Annotated in this window: 8 protein-coding genes and 1 pseudogene; 8 read left to right on the forward strand and 1 reads right to left on the reverse strand. The window is 40.5% G+C overall.

The window, feature by feature from the left end; all coding sequences use genetic code 11:
- Positions 1-389 precede the first annotated feature (389 nt).
- Genes V7L20_RS02180 through V7L20_RS02195 form a run of 4 tightly spaced genes read left to right on the forward strand, consistent with a single transcriptional unit; the run spans position 390 to position 5470 of the window.
- Complete coding sequence (locus tag V7L20_RS02180; RefSeq protein WP_334742490.1) at positions 390-3059, forward strand: TonB-dependent siderophore receptor; 2670 nt, start codon at positions 390-392, stop codon at positions 3057-3059.
- A gap of 32 nt (positions 3060-3091) precedes the next feature.
- Positions 3092-4045: an iron-siderophore ABC transporter substrate-binding protein gene (locus V7L20_RS02185; RefSeq protein ID WP_334742491.1), complete on the forward strand. Its 954-nt coding sequence runs from the start codon at positions 3092-3094 to the stop codon at positions 4043-4045.
- Between the two features lie 29 nt (positions 4046-4074).
- Positions 4075-4749, forward strand: a complete 675-nt coding sequence (locus V7L20_RS02190) for a 2OG-Fe(II) oxygenase (RefSeq protein WP_334742492.1) — start codon at positions 4075-4077, stop codon at positions 4747-4749.
- Positions 4750-4774: 25 nt separating this feature from the next.
- On the forward strand, positions 4775-5470 hold the full coding sequence (locus V7L20_RS02195; RefSeq protein WP_334742493.1) for a 2OG-Fe(II) oxygenase: 696 nt from the start codon (positions 4775-4777) through the stop codon (positions 5468-5470).
- Positions 5471-5593: 123 nt separating this feature from the next.
- Here the strand turns inward: V7L20_RS02195 and V7L20_RS02200 are convergent, their stop codons facing one another.
- Positions 5594-6661, reverse strand: a complete 1068-nt coding sequence (locus V7L20_RS02200; RefSeq protein WP_334742494.1) for an ABC transporter substrate-binding protein — start codon at positions 6659-6661, stop codon at positions 5594-5596.
- 148 nt (positions 6662-6809) lie between these two features.
- Between V7L20_RS02200 and V7L20_RS02205 the strand changes: the two genes are divergently transcribed.
- From V7L20_RS02205 to V7L20_RS02220, 4 genes and pseudogenes are all read left to right on the forward strand, one after another.
- Positions 6810-7160 (forward strand): hypothetical protein, encoded by a 351-nt coding sequence (locus V7L20_RS02205; protein WP_334742495.1) that lies wholly within the window; start codon positions 6810-6812, stop codon positions 7158-7160.
- Positions 7160-7948: an iron-siderophore ABC transporter substrate-binding protein gene (locus tag V7L20_RS02210; protein WP_334742496.1), complete on the forward strand. Its 789-nt coding sequence runs from the start codon at positions 7160-7162 to the stop codon at positions 7946-7948. Before V7L20_RS02205 ends, V7L20_RS02210 begins: the two co-directional genes overlap by 1 nt.
- Before the next feature lie 66 nt (positions 7949-8014).
- Positions 8015-8758 (forward strand): annotated as a pseudogene (locus V7L20_RS02215) (IS1 family transposase).
- A complete protein-coding gene (locus V7L20_RS02220) occupies positions 8703-9026 on the forward strand; it encodes a TonB-dependent receptor plug domain-containing protein (protein WP_442943496.1) in 324 nt (107 codons plus the stop codon). Before V7L20_RS02215 ends, V7L20_RS02220 begins: the two are co-directional and overlap by 56 nt.
- Positions 9027-9088 lie beyond the last annotated feature (62 nt).

Genomic DNA, 9088 nt, shown 5'->3' on the forward strand with positions numbered 1-9088 from the left:
GAGCGAGTAAAGAAAGTACAGACGCTCGCGGACTCGCTCTAAGCGTTCGCGTAGCGTCTGGTAGAGAAGCTATGCCGTTGGCGCAGCCTCTCGTATGCTTCTCCTTCCCCCCCTCAGAATGATTATCATTATTGTAATTGGTGATTTTATTCCTTGGAAGTCCCTTAGAGCAAAAACATATTTCATATTTTACTAACTAAGTTGGTAAAATTTAGATTAAGTCAAACGATGTAGCTGATGTAATAACCCCAATTTAAGGAATATGAATTTTGGGGTGAGATCGTCATCGGGTTTTGGATAAAAGGTAATAGGTTTTCTACTTACCCTTTATACCTTAACTTAGGCAAATGGTGAGCGACAGATCAGTAAGTATGTGTGAGGAGGGTTAAATGAAGCCGCGGAGATTAAACTGTTTTTCCTGGCATCTATTGCTAACTAGTTCAATAGTGTCTGTAATTGGGTCTCTAAATGTTATTCCCATTCTAGCGGCAGAAATACCAGTTAGTAAAGGGCAACTACTAGCTCAACAAACAATCACAAAGTCAGTTGCACCGATTAGAGAGATTCGGAGTCTCAACCAAATAGAGCATCCATTTACCAATACCCAAAAGTTAGTGCAATTGCCAATACCCACTGACCAAGCACAAGTCATACCAGTGACGGGAGTGAAGGTGAATAGCACTGATAAGGGTTTGGAGGTAATTTTAGAGACTACTGTTAACAGTGATAAGTTGCAAGTAACTCCGAAAACTGAGGGTAATTCCTATGTTGCAGACATCCCTAATGCTCAGTTGCACTTGACTAATGGCAATACCTTTCGGCAATCGAAGCCAGTACCGGGAATTGCTGAGGTAAATGTTACGAATATTGATACTAATACCCTACGGGTGACAGTGATGGGTGAAGCTCTTGCGCCAACAGTGGAGTTGTTTAATAGTGATGAAGGCTTAGTGTTTGGGGTAAGTACTACTGCAACTACTGGTCAGCAGCCTACACCAGTCCAGCAAAAACCGTCATCTAGTGAAAACCAAGCACCAATTGAATTAGAGGTGATAGCACCGCCTGATACAGGTTACAACCCTACTAATACTAGTGTTGCAACTAGAACGAATACACCATTACGCGACATTCCTCAGACAGTTAATGTTATTCCCCAACAAGTAATTAAAGACCAACATATTCTTTATATTGGAGATGCGCTGAAAAATGTTGGTGCATCAACAGAGCGTTATCCAGGTTCGCAAGATAGATTTATAATTCGAGGTTTTAACTCTTCTTTTGGCAATATCTTAATCGACGGACTTAGAGGGTTCTCTCTGGGAGGATCTGCTGCCCTCAATCTTAATAATATCGAACAAATAGACGTTCTGCGAGGTCCAGCTTCTGTACTTTACGGACGAGCCGGACTTGGCGGTATTGTCAATTTAGTTACTAAGCCGCCTTTAAAAGATCCCTACTATGCTGCGGACTTCTCTGTTGGGAATTATAACTCTTACCGAGGTTCACTTGACTTTTCTGGGCCTTTGACAACAAATAAAAATGTTTCCTATCGCCTTAATGCTTCCTACCTCAACTCTGATAGCTTTATTGATTTTTATAATGAGGAACGCTATCAGTTTGCTGGAGCGCTCTCGTGGGATATAGATCCAAATACGAAATTGACATTCAATGGAAGTTATGGAGATTACAATAGCAGTTTAGCAAACGAAGGGCTACCCGCGATCGGCACTTTGTATCTAAATCCTAACGGCAAAGTACCTATTAGTCGGTATATAGGACAAGTGGGGACTACAGATACTATCACTACTCGCTTGAGCTACAAACTAGAGCATCGTTTTAATGAGAACTGGTCAATCGAGAATGCTTTTGGAGCACTCATTGTTAAAAGTATTGGGAACCCGATAGGGAGAGGAGTTCCAATCGAGCTACAGCCAGATAACGAAACTTTGACTCGACGTAGATTTGTTCAGGCTGGTGATAGTTTCCAGAATGGATACGATTTAAATACTCTGGTTACAGGACGGTTTAAGACTGGAAGCCTGGAACACCAACTTATTGTAGGGACAGAATATGGTTGGAGCTTTGTTAATGGAGCAAATCAAAATTTTACTACCAACTCAATCAACATTTTCAATCCGGTTTATGGGCAGTTAGGAAATGGTACACTTTCGGGTGAATCCAAATATTCAACTATTGCCGATAACCTGGGTGTATATGCTCAAGATTTAATCGCCCTATCTCAGAACCTCAAACTAGTTTTGGGTGGACGTTATGATTGGACAGGAGACACGGATCGTGACAAACTTGCTTTAACTTCAACCGAGTTCTCAAGCCAAGCATTTAGTCCTCGTGTGGGTATTGTTTATCAACCGATTAAACCAATTTCTCTGTATGCTAGCTATGCTCGCTCCTTCATTCCCCAGACTGGAGTAACCGCAACTGGGCAGGCATTTCAACCACAGCGCGGAACTCAATACGAAGTCGGTGCTAAAGCAGATTTACTCGGTGATAAACTTTCGATAGATTTAGCTCTATTCGACCTTACCCAATCTAATATCCTCACAAATGACCCTAATAATTCTGGATTTGCTATTCCTGTAGGTGAGGCAAACAGCAAAGGTGTTGAATTGTTTGTTACAGGTGAAATATCCCCAGGTTTGAATGTGATTGCTTCCTATGCATACGCCGATCCTCGCGTTACCGAAGATAACTCTATCCCTGTCGGCAAACAACTCCCTGGAGCAGCGCAAAATATAGCCAGTCTTTGGACGACTTACATCATTCCCAAAGGAAATCTTAAAGGATTTGGCGCAGGTTTAGGTTTATATTATGTGGGCGATCGCTTTGTTGATTCAGCTAACACTTTTAAGTTACCCAGTTATCTCCGCACTGATGCCGCCCTTTTCTACCGCCAGGGAAAATTTGATGCAGCGCTCAACTTCCAGAATCTGTTTGATCTAAATTATTTTGAAACTGCTTTTGGTAGTACGCCAACAGATACCACAGTGTATTATGGATACCCATTCACGGTCAACTTTACACTAGGGTGGAAGTTTTGAAAACTATCTTGCTTCTACAAAAAAGTCAGACAATGCAGTTATGTATAATTGCAATATTGCTGCTTGTGTCGCTGGCTGCTTGTACATGGAGACATCCACAAAATCCATCAACTTTTACACCACTAGCTAATGTCCGCATCGTCAAACATGCAATGGGTACAACAGCAGTTCCCCAGCACTCACAAAGGTTTGTTTCACTCCATGCCTTTGCGACCGAAGCAGCTATTGTTTTGGGAGTTAAACTGATAGGCACTACCAAAAAATTAGCACCACAGTTGAAACTGGATGACATTGTAGACATTGGCTTACCACCCAATATTGAAAAGGTCCTGGCTCTCAAACCCGACTTGTTAATTGGAAATATGGGTGCAGGTGGTACAGAACCAGAATCTTATCGTTTATGGTCAGATATTGCACCGACAGTTTTTTTTGACATGAGAGCGATCGCCGATTGGAAACGTCCATTTCTGGTAGTAGCAGAAGCACTAGGAAAAACACAAGAAGCAAAACAAGTTGTAGCACAGTATGATGCACGAGTAACACAGTTTAAAGCAAGGATGGGTGAGAAGCTTAAACAGACGCGAGTATCTGTTGTAGATATTTACGCTGGGACAATTATTGTCAGAATTCAAAAATCATTTTCTGGTTCTATTTTAAAAGAAGTTGGCCTAGACCTTCCCCAAAGTCAGAAACTGAGTCCAACAATAATTACAAAACTATCAGGTAATACTGCTTTGTTTTTGATCTCCCCGGAAATTCTATCTTTGATAGATGGAGATGTTCTGTTTATTATGACTAGTAGCTTTCCAACAAAAGCTGACTCAGAACTAGCAATCCAGCAATTTATGGCACAACCTTTATGGTCAAAACTTAAGGTAGCGCAGCAAGGTAAAGTCCATGTAATTGGCCCGCATTGGGGGGGTGGAAACTATTTATCAGCTAATCGAGTGTTAGATGATTTGTTTAAATACTTGTTACCACAATAATTAGAAGATATTGTACAAGAATGGAGTAGATGATGTTGAATTTAGAGGCGATTCGTAATGGTGTAATGCAAGAATATCCTTACAATTGGATTTTCTTTGACAATCTTATTTCTCAAACCCAACTAATTGAGTTAAGGAACAGTTTTCCCCTAATAGAGATTTTTCCAAAAAGGGAAAAACCTCACCACAGACCTGCAATCATAGTTTACGACGAAGCAGAAGAGTTTGCTGACGAGCATACAAAAAAAATACTTTATTACCCTAGCAAAAGTCTAAGCAATATTTGGCAAGCACTGGTTGAGGAATTACATAGCAGTGCTTATAGAGCCAGTATTGCTAAACTAACCAGATTAAACCTAGAGCAGCAATTGATACGTGTTTCTTTAAGTCGATTAGACCCGATTGTAAATGGTTCTCATTCAGATTCCGAAGGAATTACCCTCACACACCTACTTTATTTCGGTCGTGAAGATTGGAAAACTGAGTGGGGAGGATGTCTTCAAATTCTCTTAAACGAACAACTTGAATCTATATTTCAAGAAATTCCTCCTCGTAATGGTATGAGTATAGTTATAGTGCGTTCGGAAAATTCTTGGCACAATGTCTCTCCAGTTTCATCTCAAGAAGCATCGCAAGACAGACTCACTGTCATAGTTAGATTTTATGATCGAATGACTTTCTTAAAATTAAGAGCTAACCAGTAATAAATAATTAATAAAAATAACTTTCATGTTAAATTTTGACGCAATTGGCAATGGTATAATTCAAGAATATCCTTATCATAGGATTTTTTTTGATAATCTCATACCAAAATCCCAGCTTATTGAATTGTTCAACAGTTTTCCAGATGAGAAATTTGCAGAAAGACCTGGAGGATTGATTTTGGATCAAGGGGCAGAAGTGGTAACAAATGCACAAAAGTTTTACGATGCTACCAAAAACAAGTGTTATATTCCTCCTAGCCCAAACTTGAACAGTGTTTGGCAAACTCTGCTTGACGAATTGGTAAGCTTTGCTTATCGAGAAGCTGTTGCCAAATTGACCGGATTAAATCTGCATCGCCATCTAATTTGTATTTCTCTATCTCAATTAGATAGCACAGCAAACAAAAGTTTAGCACCTCATAAAGACTCATGGTTTGTAAACAATAGGGACTCAGGAATGGCTCTATCTCACCTGTTTTATTTCAGTGAAGACTGGAACAGCGAGTGGGGAGGGAGTCTCCAGATTTTAGAAAATGAGCAGCGCGAATCTGTTTTTCAAGAGATTTCACCAAAATTAGGTAACTCCGTTCTTTTTGTATGTGAGCATAACGCTTGGCACGGAGTCACACCGATTTCACCTCTTGCACTCTGCAAGAGACAGCATCTGATGGTGAGATTTTACGATCAGCAGATTTATTTTAAGTATCTTAAAGGAGAATGAGCAGGACAAAAAACAGTAGAAGTAGAATCTTAATATGTTAATTTTCTCCTTTCCTACTTTTAATGCAGCAAATAAAGGATACTCTTATACACACAGTTGCCAATTGTGTAAATTTAGCATGATTTACTTCAAGTGGGATGTTTCAAGTAAATACTTAGACAGGTCATCAAGAACTCGATTAGCCGCCAACGGTCCACAACAGACCCAGTAACTTCCAACTATATAGACCTTGCGCTGCTGGGCAGCCTTTAACTTTGACCAAAGAGGCTGGACTTGTAGTTGCTCTCTGGCTTTTTGAGCAGATGCCAGACCAAAGCTGGTGTCGGAAATCAGAAATAGAGCATCCCCATCGGCTTCGTTCAATAGTTCTGGAGAGAGGACATAAACATATCCGTTTGTAAATATGTTCCGACGAAATGTAAGAACATCCAGATTCTGTGAAAGGGAATTTAACAGACCAATATCGTTGAAGATACCTCCAAAGAAAGAACCTTTAATGAACATAGTATACCCAGCAATCCGTAAGACAGATATATGAGTCAAAGCTAATCGGTTGCCCATAGAAGCTTTAAATTCAAATATGCGGTTGTAGTATTGAGACATCCATTGCTTTGCAACCGTGGTCTGACCCAAGGCTTGAGCAACTGACAAAAACATTTCTTTCCATGTGGAGTAGCTGTAGTTAATTAAGACTGTGGGTGCTATGTGTGATAATAAACCATACATTTCCTGATTATCGGAAAGCCCCAAAATTAGATCGGGCTTGAGAGCTAAAATCTTTTCTAAGTTGGGGGTTCGCGCCCCTATATCCTCTATACCTGCTTGTTGCATTTGGGATAGGGGGTAGTTTATGAATTTAACAGGAGCGCCTACTGGTTTGACACTTAAAGCCAAGACAGCTTCGGTTAAAGCCCCATCTAGAACAACCACTCTTTTGGGTGAGATGGGGAGTTTTGTTTCACCCATTTGATGTTTAACTATACGGAAGTTGGGGAGTGTTGATTCCTGGCTGGAAGTAAATTTCTGGTGATGGGTTGGTGTTTGGCTACAAGCACATAGGAAAAGCAGCATCAACAATCCAATAGTTAATAGTGACTGAAGATGATATGCCCAAACAGTTAAAGTTTTGCTTTCAAGGAAGCAAAATTTGGTTTTCAGGTTCAAAGCAGAGAATAAGCACTCTTTATTCATCAGTTTGTTCTGTTTTCAAAAAATTATCAGAACTATTTAAGATTAGTGATTCAATCAGCATGATAGTTATCAAAAGTGCTACCTTAGCGTTAAGCTTACCGTAAGTGGGTTAGGATCATACAATTGTAAATTGCTAGCAGCAGTGCAGTTGTTTGATAGTACTGAAGGTTTAGTGTTTGGGGTAACGAGTAGCTCAATTACCCGACAGCAATCAACGCTGTCACCGCAAAAACCGTCATCTAGTGAAAACCAACCACCGATTGAACTAGAGGTGATAGCACCGCCAGATACAGGCTACAAGGTAAGTAATGCGACTACGGGAACAAGAACGAATATACCCAGACGCGACATTCCTCAATCGATTCAGGTAATTCCAAGGGCAGTGATTGAAGACCAGGCAGCAGATTCCTCTGGGGAGGTACTCAGAAATGCTGGCGTACAACGCGGCGGATTACCAAGTCGCAACAGTGACAATATCGTTTCCATCCTCAACGAATAGTGTCACTAGATTCCTATGCTACAGAAGCAGCTATAAGCTTAGGAGTTAAACTTAAAGGCACAACCAAAAGATTATCTCCACACTTGAGACTGGATAACATTGTAGACATTGGCTGGCCACCCAATCTTGAGGAGGTTCTCGCCCTTAAACCCGACTTGTTGATCGGAGAGTTAGATAACTTACAGTCAGATTATAGTTTATGGTCACATATTGCACCCACTGTTGTGTATCACAATAAAAGTCTTACAGAATGGAAACTGCCATTTATGCTGATAGCAGAGGCACTGGGTCAAACTGAGAAAGCTTTACAAATTGTGGCGCAGTACAATGCACGGGTCGCCGAGTTCAAAGCCAGGATGGGTGAGCGACTAAAACAGACTTTAATATCCGTGGTGAATTTCTATCCCGAAGTGATTATGGTTCGACCCAAAAGTTCATTCTCTGGGGCAATTTTAGAGGAACTCGGTTTAGATCGTCCCCGATTGCAGAAACTGAATCCAACAGCAATAGTAAAACTATCAGGTATCCCTGGTATGTATATGATCTCCACCGAACTCATGACTCAAATGGATGCAAATATTCTGTTTGTTTTAGATCCCGGCTTTCCCACCCTTGTTGACTCAAAGCTCGTGCTCAAGCGATTTATGGCAGAACCTCTGTGGTCAAAACTTAAGGTAGTACAGGAGGATAAAGTTTATGTAGTAGGGCATTACTGGTTTTTTGGCAGCTATTTATCGGCGTTACTAGTGCTAGATGATTTGTTTAACTACTTGGTGGAGAAGCAATAGTTTTTTGAGTGTTGCATAATTGAAGTATGAATTTGAGCGTAGGCGTAGCCCGTCGTAGACATCGCGATGAAATGTCCAAGGTGTGCATCCACTCATATCCGCAAGAATGATAAAAAGTATAGTAAGCAAAATCACATATGTGTTCCTTGTGGTCGTCAGTTTATAGATTCCTATGAACAGCAGGGCTACCCAGAAGAAATAAAAAAAGAGTGTTTAGAAATGTATGTGAATGGTTTAGGATTTCGTAGAATTGAGCGAGTTAAGAAAGTACATCATACAACTGTAATAAATTGGGTTAGAGAACTGGGAAATACCCTACCTAATTCACCTGAATATCATGAAATACCAGAAATTACTCAAATTGATGAGCTTGAAACTTTTGTAGGTAAAAAAAACACTCATTGGTTGTGGACAGCATTAAACAAGCATGTTCCAGGAGTGATAGCATGGGTTTTAGGAGATCGTAGTAAAGACACTTTTAAGCTGTTGTGGCAAATAATAAACTGCTGGCATTCTTATTTTTACGTCACAGATGGCTATCCAGTTTACCCTTCTTTTATTAGCAATGAGGATCATATTGTTAGTAAAACTTATATGACACGAGTAGAAGGTGAGAATAGTCGTTTTAGACCGGAGGTGGAGCGTCTCCGGCTCCGCATTATTTGGCTAGGCTACATCGGAAAACATGAGTGTTACTCTAAAACAGAGGAAATGCTTAGACTCTCTATTCGATTGGTAATACATTATCTCAAGTATGGTTCCGTGGCGCTGCGGGCGCATAGCGCCCGCAAGCTTGAGGCGATCGCATGATTCATACTTCGATTCAGCAACGCCTAATATTCTTACAGACGGTTTGAGAAATTATTTTGCTGGAGTCAGAGACCTAACTAGCATTGGCAATGTTGAGCGAATTGAGGTGCTGCGAGGCGCAGCTTCTGTACTTTACGGACAAGGAGACCTAAGCGGAACAATTAATTTAGTTACCAAGCAGCCTTTAATAGATTCTTTTTACGCAGCTTCTTTTTCTGTGGGTAATTACGACACTTACAGCAGTTTCGAGGTAGATGAGGTACATTAAGTATTAGTGCATCAAGAATTACAATGAAACCGTACTCAGTTGACCTGCGAGAAAAAATAGTA

This window comes from Nostoc sp., assembly GCF_036916735.1.
GTDB lineage: Bacteria > Cyanobacteriota > Cyanobacteriia > Cyanobacteriales > Nostocaceae > Nostoc.

Excerpts from the sequence above, each read along its gene's own strand:
- V7L20_RS02180 (WP_334742490.1), top strand. The coding sequence starts at position 390 with ATGAAGCCGCGGAGATTAAACTGTTTTTCCTGGCATCTATTGCTAACT.
- V7L20_RS02185 (WP_334742491.1), top strand. The coding sequence starts at position 3,092 with ATGCAGTTATGTATAATTGCAATATTGCTGCTTGTGTCGCTGGCTGCT.
- V7L20_RS02190 (WP_334742492.1), top strand. The coding sequence starts at position 4,075 with ATGATGTTGAATTTAGAGGCGATTCGTAATGGTGTAATGCAAGAATAT.
- V7L20_RS02195 (WP_334742493.1), top strand. The coding sequence starts at position 4,775 with ATGTTAAATTTTGACGCAATTGGCAATGGTATAATTCAAGAATATCCT.
- V7L20_RS02200 (WP_334742494.1), bottom strand. The coding sequence starts at position 6,661 with ATGAATAAAGAGTGCTTATTCTCTGCTTTGAACCTGAAAACCAAATTT.
- V7L20_RS02220 (WP_442943496.1), top strand. The coding sequence starts at position 8,703 with ATGGTTCCGTGGCGCTGCGGGCGCATAGCGCCCGCAAGCTTGAGGCGA.